The 22,643-nt window shown below is 45.9% G+C and carries 15 protein-coding genes; 7 read left to right on the top strand and 8 right to left on the bottom strand.

Features of this window, described 5'->3' with window-relative positions:
• Positions 1-17 precede the first annotated feature (17 nt).
• The 5 genes from NQ544_RS12185 to NQ544_RS12205 form a co-directional block, all read right to left on the bottom strand.
• Complete coding sequence (locus NQ544_RS12185) at positions 18-1,184, bottom strand: Fic family protein (protein ID WP_153134024.1); 1,167 nt, start codon at positions 1,182-1,184, stop codon at positions 18-20.
• Positions 1,185-1,411: 227 nt separating this feature from the next.
• Positions 1,412-1,951 (bottom strand): HEAT-like fold family protein, encoded by a 540-nt coding sequence (locus tag NQ544_RS12190; protein ID WP_006849253.1) that lies wholly within the window; start codon positions 1,949-1,951, stop codon positions 1,412-1,414.
• A 738-nt stretch (positions 1,952-2,689) separates the two neighbouring features.
• Complete coding sequence (locus tag NQ544_RS12195) at positions 2,690-4,153, bottom strand: oligosaccharide flippase family protein (protein ID WP_006849251.1); 1,464 nt, start codon at positions 4,151-4,153, stop codon at positions 2,690-2,692.
• Between the two features lie 97 nt (positions 4,154-4,250).
• Complete coding sequence (locus tag NQ544_RS12200; protein WP_006849250.1) at positions 4,251-5,480, bottom strand: nucleoside recognition domain-containing protein; 1,230 nt, start codon at positions 5,478-5,480, stop codon at positions 4,251-4,253.
• 737 nt (positions 5,481-6,217) lie between these two features.
• The gene (locus tag NQ544_RS12205) at positions 6,218-7,465 is read right to left on the bottom strand and encodes an ATP-binding protein (protein WP_040553801.1); all 1,248 of its coding nucleotides are present in this window, start codon (positions 7,463-7,465) and stop codon (positions 6,218-6,220) included.
• 492 nt (positions 7,466-7,957) lie between these two features.
• Between NQ544_RS12205 and NQ544_RS12210 the strand changes: the two genes are divergently transcribed.
• Positions 7,958-8,941, top strand: coding sequence for a cation diffusion facilitator family transporter (locus tag NQ544_RS12210; protein ID WP_006849245.1), 984 nt, complete (start codon positions 7,958-7,960; stop codon positions 8,939-8,941).
• Between the two features lie 145 nt (positions 8,942-9,086).
• Here the strand turns inward: NQ544_RS12210 and NQ544_RS12215 are convergent, their stop codons facing one another.
• Positions 9,087-11,144, bottom strand: coding sequence for a TonB-dependent receptor plug domain-containing protein (locus NQ544_RS12215; protein ID WP_006849244.1), 2,058 nt, complete (start codon positions 11,142-11,144; stop codon positions 9,087-9,089).
• 381 nt (positions 11,145-11,525) lie between these two features.
• Between NQ544_RS12215 and NQ544_RS12220 the strand changes: the two genes are divergently transcribed.
• From NQ544_RS12220 to aat, 4 genes are all read left to right on the top strand, one after another.
• Positions 11,526-12,032 (top strand): flavin reductase, encoded by a 507-nt coding sequence (locus tag NQ544_RS12220; protein WP_006849242.1) that lies wholly within the window; start codon positions 11,526-11,528, stop codon positions 12,030-12,032.
• A gap of 10 nt (positions 12,033-12,042) precedes the next feature.
• Positions 12,043-12,345: an ATP-dependent Clp protease adaptor ClpS gene (locus NQ544_RS12225; RefSeq protein ID WP_006849241.1), complete on the top strand. Its 303-nt coding sequence runs from the start codon at positions 12,043-12,045 to the stop codon at positions 12,343-12,345.
• A gap of 110 nt (positions 12,346-12,455) precedes the next feature.
• A complete protein-coding gene (locus NQ544_RS12230; protein ID WP_422784789.1) occupies positions 12,456-14,690 on the top strand; it encodes an AAA family ATPase in 2,235 nt (744 codons plus the stop codon).
• A 43-nt stretch (positions 14,691-14,733) separates the two neighbouring features.
• Positions 14,734-15,399 carry a leucyl/phenylalanyl-tRNA--protein transferase gene (gene aat / locus NQ544_RS12235; RefSeq protein ID WP_006849239.1) on the top strand — a complete coding sequence of 222 codons (666 nt, stop codon included), beginning with the start codon at positions 14,734-14,736 and terminating at the stop codon, positions 15,397-15,399.
• 110 nt (positions 15,400-15,509) lie between these two features.
• Here the strand turns inward: aat and pafA are convergent, their stop codons facing one another.
• Both pafA and NQ544_RS12245 read right to left on the bottom strand, forming a co-directional pair.
• Entirely contained in the window at positions 15,510-17,120 is a 1,611-nt protein-coding gene (gene pafA, locus NQ544_RS12240) for an alkaline phosphatase PafA (RefSeq protein WP_006849238.1), read from the bottom strand.
• 82 nt (positions 17,121-17,202) lie between these two features.
• Positions 17,203-19,173, bottom strand: coding sequence for a heavy metal translocating P-type ATPase (locus NQ544_RS12245; RefSeq protein ID WP_006849237.1), 1,971 nt, complete (start codon positions 19,171-19,173; stop codon positions 17,203-17,205).
• A 582-nt stretch (positions 19,174-19,755) separates the two neighbouring features.
• Between NQ544_RS12245 and NQ544_RS12250 the strand changes: the two genes are divergently transcribed.
• Together NQ544_RS12250 and NQ544_RS12255 are read left to right on the top strand one after the other, a co-directional pair.
• Positions 19,756-21,255 (top strand): tyrosine-type recombinase/integrase, encoded by a 1,500-nt coding sequence (locus NQ544_RS12250; RefSeq protein WP_006849234.1) that lies wholly within the window; start codon positions 19,756-19,758, stop codon positions 21,253-21,255.
• A 34-nt stretch (positions 21,256-21,289) separates the two neighbouring features.
• Positions 21,290-22,501 carry a PDDEXK nuclease domain-containing protein gene (locus NQ544_RS12255; protein WP_006849233.1) on the top strand — a complete coding sequence of 404 codons (1,212 nt, stop codon included), beginning with the start codon at positions 21,290-21,292 and terminating at the stop codon, positions 22,499-22,501.
• The last annotated feature ends 142 nt before the right edge of the window (positions 22,502-22,643 follow it).

The raw sequence follows: 22,643 nt of genomic DNA on the forward strand, positions 1-22,643 counted from the left end.
CTATTTTTATTATGATGTTATTTATTCTTTTTCTCATACCATTCTTTCCAAGTCTTTGCCTGTTCTGTCATCCGATATTGCTGGCGTGGATGTCTTGGGGTGTTTGGGTATTTCCTTTCAATAGCTTTTTCTGAGAGGGCAGCGTTTAAATATAGTTCACTAAAACTTTTTCTGTCCTTTAGTCCGATTGCACCCATAATTTCCGCAGAAGTCATATATTCATCGTTAAAGGATAGAATAAGAGTCTCCACATGTTGACTGAACTTGTGGGGTACTTGTGGGGTACTTGAGGATAGCTTGCGGGGTACTTGTGGGATACCTATTCTTGGCTGCTCTTTCCAATCATCAGTCGGCCGAATATGCAAGTATCTGTTTTTGAGAACCCAGCTATCTTTTAGGAGTAAGTTTCTGAAGAAACGAACCAGGTAGATAGGAGAGTAATCAATGCCTTTCTGAATGTTTCGATAGTTGGCACGAACCAGGGCATTGCGGAAATACCAGGAGTGTTTGGCAAACATTTCATGGTTCACTTCATATCCTAACGAACGGAGATATTGGATGGTGAAAATCGCCGTGGTTCGGGTGTTTCCCTCTCTGAAAGCGTGGATTTGCCAGATGCCTGAAATGAATTTGGCAATATGCTCAATCTTCTCATCATCCGTCAGACCTTTATATGAGAAGTTCTTCTCCTGCTCAATATCCCAATCCAATGCTCTTCGCAAATCTTCCCAATTCAGGTAGTTTACGGAATCTCCTTCGAGCACCCATTCTTTCTTGGAAATGTCGTATTGGCGGATTTCTCCTGCGTGCTTGAATACTCCCTGGAAAATTCTTCGATGCAGGGAGACATAACCGTTGGTATTGAAGGCAAAGGTCTTGCTGGCGAGAATCTTCGCGATGTTGGCTGAAACCTTATCTGCCTCTTCCTCGTCTTCATCCTTAGGTGTACGGACCGTTTTGCTCTGATAGTAAGAGTCAATCAGTTTTCTGGTTTCATCCAGAGAGATTTCTCCTTCGATGTTTCGCTTAGCCACATCTATGAGATACGCCGATGGTTGCAGTCCATCTACAGCCTGCAATCCGATAGCCGTCTTCCAGTTCTCGGCGCTTTCCTTCTGCGAAGGTTCTCCTTGTCGGAGATACTCATCGAAGGATGCGAACTCGTTGATATTATCTTTATTCATAGATGTAATGCTTGATATTTAACTTTGCAATTTGGACTCCCTTGCAAGCCGTTGTTCCCGCAAGCGCTTGAATTGAGCTAAGCACTCCTCCAGAGAAAGCGGATGCTCTCGCCAATAAGCCATGGAAGCCATCTTCTGGGCATTGACTTTCTTGTGATAATCGTTCAGTTGTATCTCCATCCATTTATGTATTATATTGTTAGAATATTACGTTTGCAAAGTTACGACTATTTCCCGAATTTTCCAAGGCTTCGCTTGATTTTCTTCATAATTTGCCTTTTTGTCGATAACATTCCTGGTGATAGAACCTCCTGTTCCAGCATATCCAGAGCCATTCTTAACTCTTCGAGGAGTTCGGGATAGTACTTCATCTGCTCGTAGGCGAGTTTCATGCAGTAGCTGCGGATGGAGTAGGGCTGGGAAGAGGCGGTAATCTTGGCGATGCAGAAATCGATGAAATCAGAACGGAGTGATTCTTCCTCGAAAGGTTGATGGAGAAGGAGATGGAGCATCAGGCGGCGCTTGGTCTCATTCTTCTCTACGAGAACCCTATTTATCAGTTCGTCATGTTTCTGAAAGAGCCATAGGTTGTTGGCTTCATCGAAATGGGTTAAAGCCCAAAGCGCATTGAACGATACACGGTCGTTTTCATCGAAGGTGAGCTGATAAAGCTCTTCCTTCCGGTGGTCGTTCTCCTTACCTTGTATCATGATGCATATCTTGTTGATATCGTTCATATTGATCTTGTCCTGTAGTATCTTTCTCATGCTCTTTATTTTTATGAGGGAATAATCGTTGCAAAGATATACTTTTATGAGGGAATAACGAAAAGGAAGATTACTTTTTTTGAGAATTCTCGGACTATTTCTTGTTTTTGATGTATAAAATGGGAGAAAAAGTCAAGTTGAACAATCGATGGATTCATAGTTGTACGTCTAAAGGTTTATAGTTGTACAACTGAAGGGTGTGTAGTTGTACAACTAAAAGGTGTACAGTCGTACAACTAAAGGGGGTATAGTTGTACGATTAAAAGGTGTTGTCACTAGGCTCGGCAGACCTGCTGACTGCAGTGAGCAGACCTGCTGACTAGGCTCAGCAAAGCTGCTGAGCCTAGTGGCAACTTTCCAGAAGCAGTCTCCTTGAACTCCATATTCTATCTCTTTGAACATGATCAGACGTCTTCTTTCACTTGCGGAGTCGTATTCTTCAGCTTGCGGAGCCGTATCCTTCGGTTAACGGAGCCGTATCCTTCAGCTTGCATAGCCGTATCCTTCAAAATACTCAGTCGTTTCGTTTCGTTCACTCAGCCGTTTGCTTTAGCTCTTACAGGGCGCCTTGCTGGCTGCTATTATATCCTGAGTATTGCTCGGGACCAGGAACATTGGGTCCTTTTGTCTATTCTTGAACCGCATGCGAAGGTTCTGTATAATATAAACAAAAGAAGTCCGTGGACTTACACATTGTCCACGGACTTCTTGGAATATAATCTCATTGATTGGAATCTCTTACTTTCTAAAGTATTTACCCACCACCGGCAGACTCTTCAATGGGAAATCCTTCTTCACGAGATAAGCGGCGAAGATGAGGATGAGCACCGTGTTGATGAGGCAGGCAATTCCACTGGAGAAGTATCTGTTAGCCTCGGTCATTCCTGCGAAGAGGATGAGGGCGAGAACCACATAAATCATAATCTCCTTCACCGGATAGTTGATTGGATACTTCTTCTGACCCACGAAGTAGGAGAGAAGCATGGCTGTTCCATATCCAGCGAAACCAGCCCAGGCACAGGCAATGTAACCATAAACTGGTACGAAGATAACGTTGATGGCAATCAATACCGCACAACCGATGCCTGAGAAGTAAGCTCCCCAGATGGTCTTGTCGATGAGCTTGTACCAAAAACTGAGGTTGAAGTAAACTCCCATCATGATTTCGGCAGCCATTACGATAGGCACTACCTTCAAACCATCCCAGTAGTCGCGACCGATGATATGGCGCAATACATCCAGATAACCTACTACTACCAGGAAAGCGAGCAGGGTGAAGATGACGAAATACTTCATCGCCGAAGCGTAAGTCTGTCGGTTGTCCTTATCCTTCGCCTTGCCGAATACGAATGGCTCGTAAGCATAGCGGAAAGCCTGTGTAATCATCGCCATGATCATCGCAATCTTGCTGGCTGCTCCGTAGATTCCGAGCTGCGCATGCGCATCGCCCTTCTCATAGATGTAAGGGAAAAGAATCTTATCGGCTGTCTGGTTCAGAATACCGGCAATACCGAGCACGAGGATTGGCCAGCTGTAGCCCATCATCTTCCTGACGAGCACCTTACATTCGCTCCAGGAGCATTTCTCGCCCATGAATCCTTCCTTCAGTTCCTTATAGAAACAGAAGGTGATGGAGGCGGTACAAACCAGGTTGATGTAGAAAGCATAACCCACATCGTGACCATCCATGATGACGTAGTAAACCAGATTGAGCGCAATGTTCAGACCGATGAAGAGCAACTTGAAGGCGGCAAACTTCAATGGGCGCTTCCTGTATCTGAGGTAAGCGAACGGGATGCACTGGAAGGCATCAATGGCCACGGTTACGAACATGGTCCATACATAAGCCGGATGGTCGGCGTAGCCCATCGCATCGCTCAAAGGCGTGATGAAGAGGAATACTAGGGCGATGAAGAGTAGGGAAGTGAAGCCCACCATGCTCAATACCGTGTGATAAACCTTTTCTGAGTTTTCTCCCTCCTTGTTGACGAAACGGAAGAAGGTGGTCTCCATTCCGTAGGTCAGGATAACGAGGAGTAACGCCGTATAGGCGTACATGTTGGTGATGACACCATAACCACCACTTGCAGCGCTGATCTTAGCCGTATAGAGTGGTACAAGCAGGTAGTTCAGGAATCTGCCGATGATACTGCTCAAGCCATAGATGGCGGTATCCTTTGCGAGTGATTTTAAACTTGCCATTATCTTAATGTTGAATGTTAAGTGTTAAATGTTAAATTGGGCTTGCGCCGTCATTCAAAGATTATCTGTGTAAATCTGTGAAATCTGTGGGAGACTCTTATCCGAAGAATAAATAAGCTATAGCGATTGCTGCGATGACTCCTGCCAAATCGGCAAGCAAGCCGCAAGCCACGGCGTGGCGGGTATTCCTGATGCTTACGCTTCCGAAATATACAGCCAATATATAGAAGGTGGTATCGGTGGAACCCTGGAAGATGCAACTCAATCTGCCCACAAACGAATCAGGACCATAGTTCTTCATCGCCTCCAGCATCATGCCTCGTGCACCACTTCCCGACAGCGGTTTCATGATGGCGGTAGGTAGGGCGCCTACGAAATCGGCATTCAAGCCGCATTGTTCTACCGACCACGAAATGCCCTGAATCACCATATCCATCGCTCCTGAAGCACGGAACACGCCGATGCCCACAAGGATAGCTACGAGGTAAGGGATAATCTTCACCGCAGTAGTAAAACCTTCCTTCGCTCCCTCGATAAATGCATCATAAACATTCACTTTCTTCCAGAAACCAGCCAGGATAAAGCAGAGGATGATGCCCAGGAGAATCATGTTAGAAGCCAGGGTGGTAACCGTGTTCATCGTATCCTTGTCCATCTGTCCGAATCCCCAGATGATGATGCCTACGAAGGCGCACATTCCCAACAGAGTAGCGAGCAATACCGGCTGCAGGATGTTGATGCGCTGCCAGAGCGAAGTGATGATGATTCCGGCAAGCGTAGCCACGAGCGTAGCCATCAGGATAGGGATGAAGACATCCGTAGGCTGGGCTGCTCCGTAGGAGGCACGGAAGGCAAGGATGGTGGTAGGGATGATGGTGAGTCCTGAGGTATTCAGAACCAGGAACATAATCATCGGGTTCGTTGCCGTATCCTTCTTCGTATTGAGCTCCTGCATCTGCTGCATCGCCTTCAATCCTGTAGGTGTTGCCGCGTTATCGAGTCCCAGCATATTCGAAGCGATATTCATGAAGATGCTTCCCATCACCGGATGGTTCTTCGGAATATCGGGGAAGAGACGGGTGAAGACCGGGCTGAGCGCTCGGGCCAACACATTCACTACTCCCGCCTTCTCTCCAATCTTCATGATGCCAAGCCAGAGGGCGAGCACGCCCGTCAGTCCGAGAGAAATCTCGAAGGCATTCTTGGATGAGTCGAAGGTGGAATCTACAATCTTCTGGAAGATAGTCGTATCTCCCATTGCCAATTCGATGAGTGCGAAGATGAACGCAATCACGAAAAATGCTATCCAAATGTAATTTAAAACCATATTCTGTTTATGTTTGCTTAATCGTTGTTATTGCTAATGGAATTCTTTGCGGATTGCTCTTTCAAATCGGAGAGCCACTTCACATAGTTGCTATCCGCCATAATAGATTCGCTATTCACGAATTGGGGTATGCTATTCTTTTCTGCCATATCGTTTACTCTTCTGTTTTATTTGTTGCTTTTCCAAGCACGGGTGCAAAAGTACAATAAAAATTTCGCATAGCGTGGTTAAATACAGAAAAATCTCTCAGAGAAGGAGGATTTTGATGAATTTTATCCCTCAATGAGGATTTTTTGCTAACAACTTTTGTTCTTTCAAACATTATTCGTATATTTGCCGATGATTCTGAGTAAGGATCACGACATAATGGAAAAGGCGCATACTTAGCGCTTTGTTCTTGACGGATTGAAACTTCGCAAACTTCATGCACTGTCAATGAACATAGCAACGGTAGGTGCTCTCGGGATGTGTTAATTCACATCCCTTTATTTAGAAAAGAGAGTGTGTCATAAGGCTGGATATTAGTTGGCGCATAACAGTTGACCACCGCATGCACATCTCTTGTTGTGCATGCGCATATCAGCTGCTATGCAAGCGCACAACAGCTGTTGTGCGACCGAAGATACTAACTTTCTCAACAACATATACTATGTTTTTCAACAACATATCAGTAATATTCCAATAAAAAGAGGGTGAATCATTAACTTATGACACACCCTCCTTTTTTATTTAAGTTTTCATATAGAATCTTTATCCAACAAGAAATCAAATACGTCCATAAATACGATGCCGTCATCGTTTTGGTATTTCTTGATGAGGTCGCCTGTTATCACATACTTCATAAAACTATCGTCTATACGTAGCAAAGAGGCAAGTTCTTGTTTCGTCTTCTCCTTGTCTGGTAAACTGAGAGCCGACTGGATGTAGCAGCGTTTGTAGCCTTGGTTGCAAACAAAGTCAACTTCAAGCATCCTTCTCACTTTGGTTCCTTTTTCGTCCACGCCGTTGATTTTTACGTTGCCAATGTCCACACTATATCCACGGTAGCGAAGTTCATTATAGATGGCATTCTCCATCAGATGGGTTTTCTCTTGTTGGCGAAAGCCGAGAAGTGCATTGCGAATGCCTAAGTCAGAAAAATAATATTTCAATGGCGTTCCGATATACTTACGGCCTTTTACGTCATAGCGATTGCATGGCTCAAGCAAGAACGCATCTGCAAGATATTCGATGTATTTCTTGATGGTTGCAGAGCTTATAGAGACATTCTTTACAGATTGGAAAGTATTGGCAAGTCGTTGCGGATTGGTAAGTCCGCCAATTCCCGATGCGAGAATCTTGAATAAATCGTTGAGTTCTGCATTGTTCTTTATCTTGTTTCTGTTGATGACATCTATCATGTAAGTCTCAGTCAAGAGGCTGTTCAGAAGTCTCACTTTTTCTTCTTCTGTCTTTTGTAAAACAACAGGCGGAAGACCACCATAAAGCAAATATTCGTTCCAACCATCCTGCTTGTCGCCATCATATACGGTCATAAATTCAGCAAAGCTGAGTGGTGAAACGTGTATTTGGTATCCTCGTCCACGAAATTCGGTTATTATATCCTTGGATAGGAAGCGTGCATTGCTTCCCGTCACATAAACATCAGCATTGGGAATATGCAATAATCCATTTAATACATCTTCAAACTCGTCAAGCATCTGTACCTCATCAAGCAGAATGTAATAAGGTTGGTCGTCATTAATCTTCTCTTTTACGTACTTATAAAACTTGTCAGGATTGCGAAACTCCTTGAATGCATAGTCATCGAATGCCATTTCTATGATGTGGTCGGGCATGACTCCATCGTCTTCAAGGAAACGCTTGAAGAGACGAAACAGCAGAAAGGATTTTCCGCAACGGCGCATACCGGTAATGATTTTTACCAGTCCATTATGGCGTGAACTAACCAATTCTTGTAGATATTTGTCTCTATTTACAATCATAACAGGAAAGATTTTCGCGGATTTCCGCATTTTTCTTTTGCAAAAATAATACTTTTATTAATTCTATGTAGAATTTTTGCGGATTTCCGCAGTTTTCTTTTGCAGAATTAACGGTTACGGCTTGATATTTTAAGTTCGTTAACTTATAATGGTAAATACAGAATCATAAAACTATCGTCTATACGTAGCAAAGGTAGATATTAGTCTCTATATTTACAATCATAACAGAAAAGATTTTTGCGGATTTCCGCAGTTTTCTTTCGCAGAATTAACGGTTACGGCTTGATATTTTAAGTTCGGTGATTTGTCGAATTCCATGCTTTTCTCTCTTCGCTATCACATTATTCCCTATTCGTTATACTTTTTTAATCTCTCTTTTTATCCGATTTCAGAAAAAAGATGTACTTTTGCCGCTCAATTAATGAAAGACAGGAATTTGGTTATACAAAAACATTATTAAGGAAGCAAAGGACTTCTGTTATATTTTATAGTATGGACAAGAATGAGAGAATAAATAACGAGCAAGAGATGCCCACTGAAACGAAAAAGAATCATTCCGCTGATGCGGATAGAGTAAAGGAAGTATATAAGGTGACGATAGCGGGAAGCATCATCAATGTGGTGCTGCTCGTGCTGAAGTTTGCTGCAGGTCTTCTCGGACATTCGGCAGCCATGATAGCGGATGCCATTCACTCGCTTACCGATTTTGCCACCGATGTGGTGGTACTGGTATTCGTAAAACTGAGCAATAAGCCGAAGGATAAGGACCATGATTATGGGCATGGCAAATACGAGACGCTTGCCACAGCGATCATCGGTATTTCGCTCTTCGTGGTGGGTGTGATGATCTGTTATTCTGGCGTTACCAAGACCTATCGTGCCATCTGCGGCGAGACACTCCAGCAGCCGGGCATTGTAGCCTTGATTGCTGCCATCGTAAGTATCGTGATGAAGGAGTGGGCTTATCAGTTTACGGTTAAAGCCGGAAAGAAATATCATTCCGAGGCTGTAGTGGCGAATGCCTGGCATCATCGCAGCGATGCTTTATCGAGTCTCGGAACGATGTTCGGTATTGGTGGCGCCATCATCCTGGGAGAAAAGTGGGCGGTGCTCGATCCGCTGGCAGCCATCATCGTGAGTGCCTTCATCATCAAGGCTGCCTGGGGACTGGTGATGCAGTCTGTGAAAGAACTGACGGATGCCAGTCTTCCAGAAACTGAGGAAGATGAAATCCTGAAGATTGCAAATGAAGAAGAGGGAGTGGGAGAGATTCATAACCTGCGTACCCGTCGCATCGGAAACAAGATTGCGATAGAAATGCATGTCCGCATGCCGGGTTCTCTTTCGCTTTATGAGGCGCATGAGCATGCTACTCATATAGAAACAAAACTGAAGCAGCACTTCGGCACAGATACCCATGTGGGAATCCATCTCGAACCGATTAAAGTGAACGGAAAATATCAGAAACCGGAATAACTGAAATAAAAGGAAATAGCCGGAATAAAAGGAAACGAGCCTTGACGGTAGGATGAATCTTCCATCAAGGCTCGTTCTTTTATTTGATATCCGAATCGTGTTTCGGATATTTATCATCTTTTGGGATGATTATTATCTGATTATATTATCGGCCGAGATTTACGCTGGCTCCTGCCATAATCCACAAACCTGGCTGCTTAACAGCTGTGAGGTCATAGTAGCGGTGGCAAGTGATGTTGTCGGCTTTCACGAAGATATTGTATTTCTTCTCGTCCCACATCAGTTTGCAATCTACCTTGGTATATGGATGATAGCCATTCATCCTCTGCTGCCATCTTACGCTCCAGGAAGCTGAAAGCTTGTTCCAGATCTGATGATCCAGACCGAATACAGCCTTGTGCTTGAGATACTCCAATGCATAGAGTGATTTCAGAATGTTTGTCTCGGTCTTATGATCCTGATAGATGTAAGCATAACCCAACTTGATGCGGGTGATGAAACTGTTTGGTACCAATTCTCTCATGTAGATAGTAGCATCTACGTTGTAGCCCATGTTGTTGAGCTTTCCGATGTTCATCACATGATACTTGCTGTCATTCTGCTCGGTCACGGATGTCTGAACCCAGTCAATCATGTTGGTGCCGTGTGCGTAGAATCCGCTAACGGTTGCTGCAAAACCAGTCTGGCGATATTGAGTTCCCACCTTGAAGGTTGAGTTCTTTTCCGGGTTCAGGTTGATGTCGCCCTGCTGCACCACATTATTTATGTATAAGTCGGTGTAGGTAGGCATTCTCAATGCCTTGTTCCAGGAAGCGTAGAACTTCCAGTTGTCGTTAGGACGATAACTCATATCCACACCAGGATAGAAACGGAAGTCGTTGTCCAAACCGGTATTCTTGTTAGCCAAGATACCTGCCGACAAGGTGAAGCCGCCGAAGATGAAGTTGTGCTCCAGCATGATGTTGGTATTGGTGCGCTCGCCCTTTCGGGTATATTGACGGTCAGAACCCGAGATGTCCTTATAGTCTTTCTCTGCGAGTTCCTCGCCCAATGCAGTAGAGTAGATGCACTCCTTGCTGATATCGAAACCCACTGCGGTCTTACCCAAAGCCCAAGCCACGTTAGCATTCAGTCCACCACCATAAACATCGAGGTCGTGATAGTTCTCGCCTGCTGCAGCTCCAGCCTTTCCACGAATCAGCTGATAGTGATCCTTGAATTTGTTATAATAGAATTGAGGCGCAATCTCCCAGGTCTTCTCCTGGTTGTGCAGACTCAGGTTGAGCGAAGCCAGACCGTGCTCTGTCTTCTCATATTGGTTGTTATATTTGGCGCTGTAGAAAGTATTGGCACCATAGCTCTGACTAGCAATACCCAACTGGGCGATGATGTCGAAACGCTGGTCGTAAGAGAACGAGAGATTGCCGTAGCCCTGTCCCTTCTCGAAGTCGCTGTTCTCCGTGCCGCCATCCGAGCGCTTGTAGCCTCCGCTTACGGAATAAGCCTGAGTCCACTTGCCCGTTTCAAAAGCTGTTTGAATGTGTCCCTGTGCTTCGAAGCTTCCAAAGCTTCCGCCTTCTACACTTGCAGATACTCCATCATTCTTTGCCTTCTTGGTCACGATATTGATGGCACCATTGAAGGCTGAAGTTCCGAATAAGCGCGATGCAGCCCCCTCGAGCACTTCGATGTGGTCGATGTCAGCAAGAGCTACAGGAAAATCAGAAGCATTGTGACCAGTCTGAGGATTGGAAATGTTGACGCCATTCAAGAGAATGGTAATCTGGTCAAAGGTTCCACCATTGATGGAGATATCCGTCTGAACACCAAAGCCACCACGCTGACGGACATCCACGCCGGTAGCTAATTTCAATACATCGTTGATAGTCTGCGCAGCCGCACGATGAATATCGTCGCGGGTAATGACAGACACAATCTTAGGTGACTGCTCTACAGTCATCGGCGCACGAGATCCGTTAACGTTCACCGCATCTAGCTCGTAAGCCTTTCCGCCCTTGTAGAGGGTAGAATCAACCTTGGCTCCCTCTGTGCTTACGCCTGCTGCCTTAGCATGGCTCAGGGTAGCAACGCTGAGTGCACCAACAAGTACCTCTCTTCCCAAAACTGCGAAGAGTGAGTAGTTCTTGTTAGAGAATCGGTTGAACTTCAAGCTGTTGCGCTTGTTGAAAATTGTTTTGTACATTAAATAAAATGTTTATAAATGATTAATAATTCGAAGCCTTTTGCCTTCCCGGCTTTCGGCATTCGGGGTGCAAAGGTACTGCCTTTTAGGCAACTGACAAAATAAAATGTGATTTTTTTTTTCAACTGCCGATGCAAAGTTAATGTAAATCAAGGTCGGTTTCCTACCTCACAAATCGTATTCAATTCAGCCTTCTCGTGGCATAAAAAAGTATTAATTAGGCATAATCCTCAATAGGGTGATGCGATTTTCTTAAAGAAACATTCGCTTTTTCAGATTATTCTTGTATCTTTGCAGTTGATATGGGCAGCATTCTGCAATCAGAATATTGCTGTCGCAATTTTATGGTAATTAGAAATTAAAAAGAAAGGAACAGATAAGATGGAAAAGATCAACGTAAAAGAATTGAATGACAACGTCTTCGAGACTATTGGTAAGGAGTGGATGCTGGTATGTGCCGGCAACAAGGATCATTTCAATATGATGACCGCCTCTTGGGGCTGTTTGGGATGGCTTTGGAACAAGCCGGTGGCTGTGGTCTTTATCCGTCCGGAGCGTTTCACCCACGGCATCATCGAGGAGAATGAATTCATGACTCTCTCTTTCCTCGGCAACAGCGAGGAGGCTCGGAAGATTTATAACTTCTGCGGCTCTAAGAGCGGACGCGATTTGGATAAGGTGAAGGAAACAGGACTGATTCCTGTAGAAACTGATAACGGCAGCATCGCCTTCGAGCAGTCACGACTCACCCTGGAATGTCGCAAACTTTACAAGGACAGTATGACCGCCGAGAAGTTCCTCGACAAGGACCTGCTCCAGTGGTATGGTGCCAAGGGTGGATTCCACGATGTTTATGTTGTGGAGATTACCAATGCTTATAAAAAGTAAGAATTAAAATATGGCTCAAGAACAAACAGCAATTCGTGAACGCCAGAAAACCAGGCTCAAGGAGCCGGGGCGTTACGTGGTAATGATGTTCAACGACGACTTCACACCGATGGACTTCGTGGTAGAAATCCTCGAATCCATCTTCTTCAAGTCGCAGGCTGAGGCTGAAGCAATCATGCTCAAGGTTCATCACGAAGAGAAAGCCGTGGTGGGCACCTACAGCTACGACATCGCCAAGAGTAAAGTGGAGAAAGCGATGGAGAAAGCCCGTACGCAGAAGTTTCCGCTTAAACTCACTTATATGCCGGAATAGGCGTTGATTTCGGGGAAATATCCCCAATATATGCTAAGAAAAAGAAAGGAAAAAATAGAATGGACAGTATGGGATTGACCAGATATATGAGTGTTCTGATGGACGATGCCATGAAGCAAGCTCGGTTCTTCGACCACGAGTTCGTGATGCCCGAGCACATGCTGCTGGCGTTGCTCAGGCAGTATGCATTCTGTCAGGCGCTGCAGGAAGAAGGCGTAGACAGCTTCAAGATGCACGAAGACTTGGTGGGATGGCTCGCCAAGCAGGAGCGTGTGCCTGAAACCATCAAGTATCTGCCAGAGCCGTCATCGCTCTTCAAAACCATGTTTGGAACGGCGTGCGCCCTGGCTGCTGCTGCCGACAGACAGCTGGTGAATGTACCCCATTTTGTGCAGGCGATGTTTGGCTTGCAGAATTCAGAAGCCGCCTTCCTGCTGTGCAAGAATGTGGGCGACCGGCAGGGCGAGTTCCTGGCGAGCGTTGACAGTTATTATCCTATTGGAGAAGATACTGGAGAGGCTGGCATGGGCATGGGAGCAGACTTTGATGATGACGATTATGCCAACGAGTATGATGACGACGAGGAAGAAGGCAGAAGACAGGTTGTACAGGATTGGCATCAGCTGGTTACCTGTATTTCTGACAAGGTAGAAGAGCACAATCCGCTCATCGGAAGAGAACAGGAACTGGACAGAACCATCCAGGTGCTCTGCCGTGCCGAGAAGAACAATCCGCTCCACATCGGAGAAGCCGGAGTCGGCAAGACAGCTCTGGTCTATGGTCTTGCCAAACTCATCAACGAAAACCAGGTTCCTGAACGCCTCAAGGGGGCTCGCATCTATGGCATGGACATGGGACAGATGCTTGCCGGTGCCCAATATCGCGGCGACTTTGAGAAACGCATCAAGATGGTGATGGAGGGAGCCGTGAAGGAAGGCAATACCATTATCTACATCGATGAGATTCATAATATGATAGGTGCCGGTCGTGGCTCAGATGGCGGACCTGATGCATCCAATATGCTGAAGCAATATCTGGAGGCAGGCGATATCCGTTTCATCGGCTCTACCACCTACGAGGAATATAACCGTTACATGGCCCAGAGCAAGGGCATCGTGCGCCGGTTCCAGCAGATTGATATCAAGGAACCTACCGAGGAGGAGGCTATCAAGATATTGGAGGGCTTGCAGTATAAATACAACAAGTTCCACAATGTAACCTATCGCAAGGACGCCCTGGAATATGCCGTCCGTGCCAGCGCCAAATATATCAGCAACCGCTGTCTGCCAGACAAGGCCATCGACCTGATGGATGAGGCGGGTGCTTATCTGGAGGTGCATCCGGTAGAATCTCGCCAGCGCTCTTATGTTACCAAGTCTATCATCCAGCAGATTCTGATTAAAGTCTGCAAGATTGATGCGGCTGCGATGAAAGATGAGAATAACGATGCTTTGGCTACGCTCCGCCAGCGCATTCTCGACAAGATTTACGGTCAGGACAAGGCTGTAGACAAGGTGGTTGAGGCTGTGATGATGGCAAAGGCGGGATTGACAGATGATGACAAACCATTGGCTTCGCTCCTCTTCGTGGGACCTACCGGAGTAGGAAAAACCGAGGTGGCACGACAGTTGGCCAAGGAACTCGGCATCGAACTGGTACGCTTCGATATGAGTGAATATACCGAGAAGCATACCGTGGCAAAACTCATCGGTTCGCCAGCCGGATACGTGGGTTATGAGGATGGAGGACTTCTGACCGATGCCATCCGCAAGACGCCAAACTGTGTACTCCTGCTCGATGAGATAGAGAAGGCGCATAGCGATATCTACAACATCCTGCTCCAGGTAATGGACTATGCCCGTCTGACTGATAACAAGGGCCAGAAGGCTGATTTCCGTAACGTGATTCTCATCATGACCTCAAATGCCGGAGCGCAATATGCTTCACGGGCTAGCGTAGGTTTCAATGGAAACGTAAGTCGTGGCGAAGCGATGCTGGCACAGGTGAAGAAGACTTTCAAGCCTGAGTTTATCAACCGACTTTCCGACATGGTGGTGTTCAACGATATGGATAAGCACATGGCTGAGTTGATTCTTGCCAAGAAACTTCGTCAACTCGATGCGAAACTGGCAGCAAAGGGAGTTACCGTAACGTTAACCGATGCTGCGCGCGAACAGTTGCTGAAATGGGGCTTTACCAAGGAATATGGTGCCCGCGAGATGGACCGTGCCATCGGTAACCGCCTGAAACCGATCCTGATGAAGGCGCTGCTCTTCGGCAAACTCAAGAAGGGTGGCAAGGCGCATGTCGATTTTGACGGAAAGGAACTGGTGGTTAATTATTAGAATGAAAGTCTAGTCAAGAATATTCTTGATAAAAGATAAGCGTATGATATTACAGATAGATGATACTGCGGACGAGATTTACTTTCCCGATCCGCATTATGGCGATGAGGATGGATGCTTTGCGATTGGTGGCGATTTGAGTATCGACCGCCTGTTGCTGGCTTATAGCAATGGCATTTTTCCCTGGTATAGTTTCCGTGACCAGCCTGAAATACTCTGGTTCTGTCCGATGAAGCGTTTCGTCATCTTCCCAGATGAAATCCACATCAGTCATTCCATGCGTACCCTGATGAGGAAGAACCGATACAGCGTAGGAATCAACGAAGATTTCGATGGCGTGATACGGGGATGCAGCAAGAACAACGGACGGTATTGGGAAGATGGCGCATGGCTGGGCGAGAACATCATCCAGGCATTTACTGCCCTCCATAAGCAGGGCTTTGCGGCGAGCGTAGAGGTATGGGATAATGAAACCGATGAACTGGTGGGGGGACTTTATGGTGTCACCATCGGCAAGGTTTTTATCGGAGAAAGCATGTTCTCCAGGGTTCCTTCAGCTTCTAAGATTGCCCTCATCTTCCTTGCCAGATACTTGCAGGAGCATGGTGGCAAGATGATAGATTGTCAGTTGGAGACTCCTCATCTCAAATCGATGGGTGGCAGATATATTTCTTACGAGGAATATATGAAGATTATGAACGAAGAATAAGAGATGTTCTTCTCGGAATAGAAGAACATCTTCTTTTGAATAAAAAATAAAGGCTAGGTTCCCAGAATCGTGAACCTAGCCTTTGTTATTATCTGGCTTTTTGCTTTTTATTAGAATATCGGTGTGCCGATGCAGCCATTAGGTGCCTGAATATGCAGCATCGCACAAACGGTAGCGGCAATATCTGTCATATAGTGAGGCTGGGCACTCTCGCCGTGCTGGATGCCCCAACCCATAAACAGGCAAGGAATATGGATATCGTATGGATTCCATACTCCGTGGGTAGTTCCCTTGCTGCTGTAATAATCGTAGTGACCTGGTTTCAGTACAATCTGAACACCTCCGCTGCGCTCGCGGTTATAACCGTTAATAGCGCGGAACTTCAGCTCTTCAGGGATGCTCTCGATAGAGGTCTTCTCCATGTCGAAGGCATAGTGCACGTCCTTGTCTTTCTTCAGTCTGTCTACTACCACCTGCTTGATGGCTGTGTAATCCAGACCGAGTTCCTCGATGATGTCTGTATTGAAGAATACCTGATAGTTCATGATGGTCTTCACGAGGTCCTTGTCGGTGTTGAACTTTGTCTTCAGACTCTTGTTCAATTCATCTACCAGTCCCTTCTTGTTCCAGATGCCGGCAGGGATTCGTTGATCCTGCAGGAAGGTTGCGTTGTTTACGCCTCCATGGTCGGCGGTGAGGAAGGTGAGATAATTTCCCTTGCCTATGGTCTGGTCGAGATAAGCGAAGAAATCTGCCAATGCCTTATCTAATCTGAGATAGCAATCCTCTGTTTCGATGGCGTTCACGCCCACCTGATGTCCGATGTAGTCGGTGCTGGAGCAGCTGATGGTCAGCAAATCAGTATCTGTGTTTCTACCCAGATTTTCTCCCTCAATGGCAGCCTTGGCAATATCGAAAGTCAGGTTGCAGCCGAATGGGGTACTGCGGAGAATCTTGTAACCATGCTTTTTATATAAGGTAGGCAGGTCGAGTGGCAATACTGCCTTTTCGCCTTCAACAATTCCATTCTCGTAGTTGTTGTCATCGCTGGTGCTTTCCTTGTAGGAATCGATAGGGTAGAGCGTCTCCCATTTCTTGGAAAGATACTTGTTTGGGAGTTTCTGCTTGTTGAACTTGTTCACCCACTCTGGCAACTTATCCATATAGAAAGTACTGGTGATGAACTTGCCCGACTTGTCATCAAACCAGAAAGCGCCATTGGCGTGATGGCCCGCAGGGAGGATGGATGCTCTGTCTTTCAAGGCTACACCAATCACCTTAGAGCGGTTGTTGGTAGCCAGACGGAGTTCATCGCCGATGGTGGTTACCCACAGATTGCAAGGCGACATCTTGCCAGCCTTGCTGTCGGAACCTACAGGGTTGACGGTATCGTCGGCAGTACAATTCACTACCTTTCCATCTTTCACGAAGTTATTTCCTGCAATTCCGTGGATGGAAGGAACGGAACCGGTCCAGATAGAAGAGTGGCCGATGGCTGTAACCGAAGGAATGTAAGGAATCTTGCAGTTTTCTACGCTGAATCCTTCTCCGAGCATTCTCTTGAATCCGCCTTCGCCGTAGCGGGCGTAGTAGCGATAGAGATAATCCCATCGCATCTGGTCGATAACGATGCCTACAACGAGCTTAGGACGTTGAGGCTGAGCCTGTGCAATGCCGCAGAAGCAGCAGAGCACGAAGATGAGTTTGATAATCTTATTCATAGTCAAAATGTCTTTTTTTATACATAACCATTCAGTATTGTATATTAAAATTCGGTTGCAAAGATACAACTTATTTTGGTATTTAACGATAAAAAAGACGATTTTTACCCAAACTTCTCATGGCGTTCAATACAGCCAGTACCGTAACACCTACATCGGCAAAGACTGCCATCCACATGGTGCCGAGACCAATGGTGGCGAGAATCAGTACGGCAACCTTCACTCCGATGGCAAATATCACGTTCTCGTGAGCGATATGAATGGTTCTTCTGGCTATCTTTACGGCAAGGTCAATCTTTCTAGGGTCATCATCCATCAGTACTACATCGGCAGCTTCGATGGCAGCATCGCTACCCAGTCCACCCATGGCAATGCCCACATCGGCACGCTTCAATACAGGGGCATCGTTGATGCCATCGCCTACATAAGCGAGCGTCTTGCCTGCTGGTTTTGTCTTCAGCAGTTGTTCTACATGCGAAACCTTATCGGTTGGCAGCAGTTCTGCGCGGCACTCGTCCAGTCCCAGTTTGTGGGCAACATCTTCTCCCACTTCTCTGCGGTCACCCGTCAGCATTACCGTTTTCTCTACTCCCAGTTCTTTCAGCTCTCTGATGGCATGGGCGCTTCCTCCCTTATGGGTGTCGTTGATCACAATATGTCCCGCATACTTGCCATCAATGGCGACGTGGATGATGGTTCCCACCTGATTGCAGTCGTGCCATTGGGCGCCGATGCTTTCCATCATCTTCTTGTTGCCCACGCAAACCACCTTGCCGTTCACTTTGGCACGGATACCCTGTCCGGCAATTTCCTCTACATTGGTCACCTCGCAGCCATCTGTTGCTTCTTGCGGGAAGGCAGTACGCAGGGCTGCGCCGATAGGATGAGTGGTGAAATGCTCGGCATGAGCTGCCAGATGAAGCAGGATTTTCTCCTTGTCAGAATATTCGCCAATATGCACATTATCTGCATCATGGGATGAATGGTCTGGGCAGGAAGTGTCTGCATGAACAGCTGCTACGGCAAACTCTCCGTGGGTCAAGGTACCCGTCTTGTCGAACACAACGGTTCCCACCTTGGCTAAAGCATCCATATAGTTGCTGCCCTTGATGAGAATACCATTCCGGGATGCTCCGCCGATGCCGCCAAAGAAGGTGAGGGGCACGCTGATGACCAGGGCGCAAGGACAGGAAACTACCAGGAATATCAAGGCGCGGTTGAGCCATAATGGGAAGTTCTCGCCAAAGGTTCCTTCACCTACGATTCCCGTAGCTGCCAGGAATGGAGGAATAACCGCCAGGGCAATGGCTGCGAAAACAACGATAGGAGTATAGACTCGGGCGAAACGGGTGATGAAAGCCTCGCTCTTCGACTTGTTCTTGTCTGCACTCTCTACCAGAGAAATAATCTTGGATACGGTACTCTCGCCAAAACTCTTGGTGGTGCGTACACGAACTACTCCTGAAAGGTTGATGCAACCGGACATGATAGTATCGCCTTCATTCAAATCCCGTGGCATACTCTCACCTGTCAGTGCAACGGTATTCAAGGCTGAGCTTCCCTCAACAACAATACCATCCAATGGAACTTTCTCTCCCGGACGGATTACGATAGTTTCTCCTATCTTGACGTCTTCCGGCGAAACCGACTCTACTTTTCCGTTTCTTTCAACATTCGCTACATCCGGTCGGATATTCATCAGATGCGAGATGCTGTCGCGGCTCTTTCCTTCTGCATATCCTTCGAAGAGTTCGCCCACCTGATAGAAGAGCATCACAAAGACTGCCTCCGGGAATTCTGTATCTGATCCTGGGAAGAATCCGATGCAAAGTGCTCCGATGGTTGCAATAGCCATCAGAAAGTTTTCGTTAAACATATCGCCCTTGGCAATACCTTCTGCAGCTTCGCCTAGCGTCTCGTGTCCTATTAATAAATAAGGAATGAGATAGACGAGGAGCAACTGCCAGGTAGCCAGACTGTATTCCTTTTCGATGAAAACAGCGATAATCAGGAGGATGATGGTTGCTCCTATCAGAAAGAGTTTGGATTTCAAACCGCCTTCTTCATGGTGATGATGGTGGTGGCAACCGCACCCCTGGTGCTCATGTTCTTCTGTGCCGCATGAGCAATCATGATTGTGCTCATGATGATGTTCGTGAGATTTTTCACAATGGCATTCATGATGATGTTCGTGAGAATGTTTCATTTCTTCCATAATTTTGCAATACTTTTAGTTCTATATAACTCGGAACATTCAGTTCCTTTTTCTATTTCGGTTGCAAAATTACGAAAAGGTTTCTGCAACTTGGTTGCAAAAGCTCCAGTTGCCCTCTTTTTTTCTGTCGGATACGTTTTGTGAAAAAAGAAAAACAGCGGCCTACGATTGCTCGTAAGTCGCTGTAATAGAAGCGTGGACCAGCTAGGGCTTGAACCTAGGACCTCCAGATTATGAGTCTGTTTGCAATATATTTCACGAAATTATAAATAATCATAAAACACTGATATTCAACGCCTGTTTTATTTTGTAGATTTCAGAAAATTGCCTAACTTTGCATCAGTTTTCATTTCAGAAGGTCACCTGAAGGTCACCAAAAGGTCACCGAGACCTTCAATAAATACGGAGGTTTAAGGCAATATGAAGTCACAAAAAGCGGAACAAACCACAAAAGATGCTATAAAGAAGCAGAAAACCAACAAGAGGGGAGACAAGTGCCTTGTCAAATTCACGTCTTCCAACGGTAGTGTATATGGGTCTTTGACTCTTGACATTCGTAAGGCTGGCGATTATAGTCAGCCTATTCCTGTTGCCGTGCGTGTTTGTCATGGAGGACAGAAAGCTTTCCTTAGGCTGGGAAGGGCTTATACTTTGCAAGAGTGGTTGGATATTTGTGAATACGAGAAAACTGGGCGACGTGTCCAGATGGCGGAACGTGACGAGATGAAGAATCAAATGGAGAAGATTCGCCAGCTTATAAACGAATTGATTGACACCAATACCTTCTCGCTTCGCAAACTTCAAGACATATACCAGGGCAAGAAGGATGAGAATACAACCATCTATTCCATTTGGGAAGAGTACATGCAGGGCAAACTCAACGAAGGCAAAGCTGGCTCTGCAAGATGCAACAAGGACGTGTACAGACGCTTCGTCAAGGATATGGGTACCGATGTTGCTTTTGCAGATATTGATAAGGCTTTTGTGCAGGAATGGGGGAGGCGAATGAAAAAGTCCGGCCTTGGCATAACAACCATTGCCATCGGTTTGCGTAGCTTCAGGACTATCGTCAATATCTGCATATCAAGAGGACTTGTAAAGGGCGACACAAAGGAAATGTTCAAAGATTCTGGCTACAACAAGTCCCAAAGTCGCAAGCACGAATTTCTTGATACGGCAACCATGCGTATGCTGTATGACTTTTGGAAGAAGGATGAAGCCGTTGATGAAAATGGGCATGAGTTGTATATGCCACGAGAGAAGCAAGCTATTTTCCGTGACCTTGGACTCTTCCTGTTCATGTATCTTGGCGATGGGCAGAACCTTGCCGATACACTCCGCCTGACATATGATGATTGGTACTATTCAACCCACGGAAAGCAGATGCGATTTCTCCGCCACAAGACACGCGACAGAAACGAAAGCGCCAGTGAGGTAATCTTCCCAATAACTCCGGAGCTAAAAGCCATTCTTGACAAGTATGGAAACGAACCTCGCTTGGGTAGAAGAGTGTTTCCGATAATGAGTGATGAGATAACGCCTGAACAGGAAGTGTGGGTTATTCAGAGATACAACCGCTACATTCGGGAACACATGAAGAAAGTCGCTGATATGCTTGGAATGGAGCAAAAGCCTTCACCAACATGGGCAAGACATAGTTTTGCAACCAACCTTAATAATTCGGGTGTGGTTCCTTACAAGTACATAAGCGACAGCATGGGGCATAGTGGCGGTGGTGACATCACTTCAAACTATATTGGTGCTTATCCTCTGGCCAAAATGCTGGAGTACAACCACTACTTGCTTAACTCCAACCCTCCAAAAGTAAAGACAAAGAAGGCAGACAACAAGCAGCTGATTGAAATGCTGATGGGGTTGAGCGAGGAAGAGAAGAAAGCAATAGTCGCTGCTTTGTCGTAATGACACACATAGTGGCGAATAACACCATAACTTAATGAATTATACAATCATGGCTAACGAATCTACAACATACCTCCACGATGGCATGGAACTGCCTGTCGAGGATTGGAGTCAGAATACCCATTCTTTTGATGAACTGACCAAGATTATTCGAGACACTCATGATGCAGCCCAAACCACTGCAGTTAAAGCGATAAACCGTATGCAGACAATGCGGAACTGGCTATATGGCTATTACATTATTGAATTTGAACAACATGGTAAAGATCGGGCTGAGTACGGAACTCAATTGTTGAAGAGACTGGAAGAAAGAGTGAACAGGAAAGGACTGACAGAAACCCTTTTCAAGAATTCAAGAAAGTTTTACCGACTTTATCCTCAAATGGTTGAGAACATCATTGGTGTAATAAGTCCGACAGTGTCGGACAAATTGTTGGAGACCAAAGATGCATCAGGGTTGTGCGATACTCAAATGACCGAAAATGAACACATAGAAAATAGTCCGACAGTGTCGGACGGATTCAGAACGACTGGCCAGATGATTATTTCTAGGCTATCATTTTCGCATATTGTCGAGATTATGACTGTTGATGATCCACTTGCACGTTACTTCTACGAACAGGAGTGCATCAAGTGTACATGGTCTGTGCGTGAGTTGCGCCGTCAAATAAGCACAAATCTCTATGTGCGTACAGGTATCAGCAGTAACCCTGAGAAGATGCTCTCGCTCCCTTCTTTACAAGGTCATGACAATAACGAATTACAGATACGCCAGCCATTCACATTTGAGTTCCTTGGTTTGAAGGCGAATGAGGTGGTTGGCGAGAAAGACATTGAGAATGCTCTTATCGACCACCTACAAGACTTTCTCCTTGAACTGGGCAAAGGATTCTGTTTTGAGTCACGCCAGAAGCGCATTATCATTGATGACGACTATTATTACCCTGACTTGGTGTTCTATAATAGAATCCTGCATTGTGGCGTAATTATTGAACTGAAGGACGAGGAGTTCTCACATCAGAACCTTGGTCAGCTCAATGCCTACGTTTCTCATTATAAGGAGCACGAGATGCAACCTGGCGACAATCCTCCTATTGGCATTCTTCTATGTACAAGAAAAGGCAAGAAGATGGTGGAATACGCTCTCGCCGGCATGGACAACCAACTCTTTGTATCAACCTACATGCTTCAGTTGCCAGACAAGAAAACGCTTGAAGAATTCCTGTTAAAACAGTTGGAAAAGTAAGTGGTCGAGATTATTTCTTGGCTATAAATAGCTATATAAATCTACACATTATTATATATGGAAGAAGGAAACGCAGAAATAACTCCAGTAGATAAGGAGGTTTTATCTACATGGTTAGCAAATAACCATGAAGAGTATGCAG

The sequence above is a fragment of the Segatella copri DSM 18205 genome (genome assembly GCF_025151535.1).
GTDB classification, from domain to species: Bacteria; Bacteroidota; Bacteroidia; order Bacteroidales; family Bacteroidaceae; genus Prevotella; species Prevotella copri.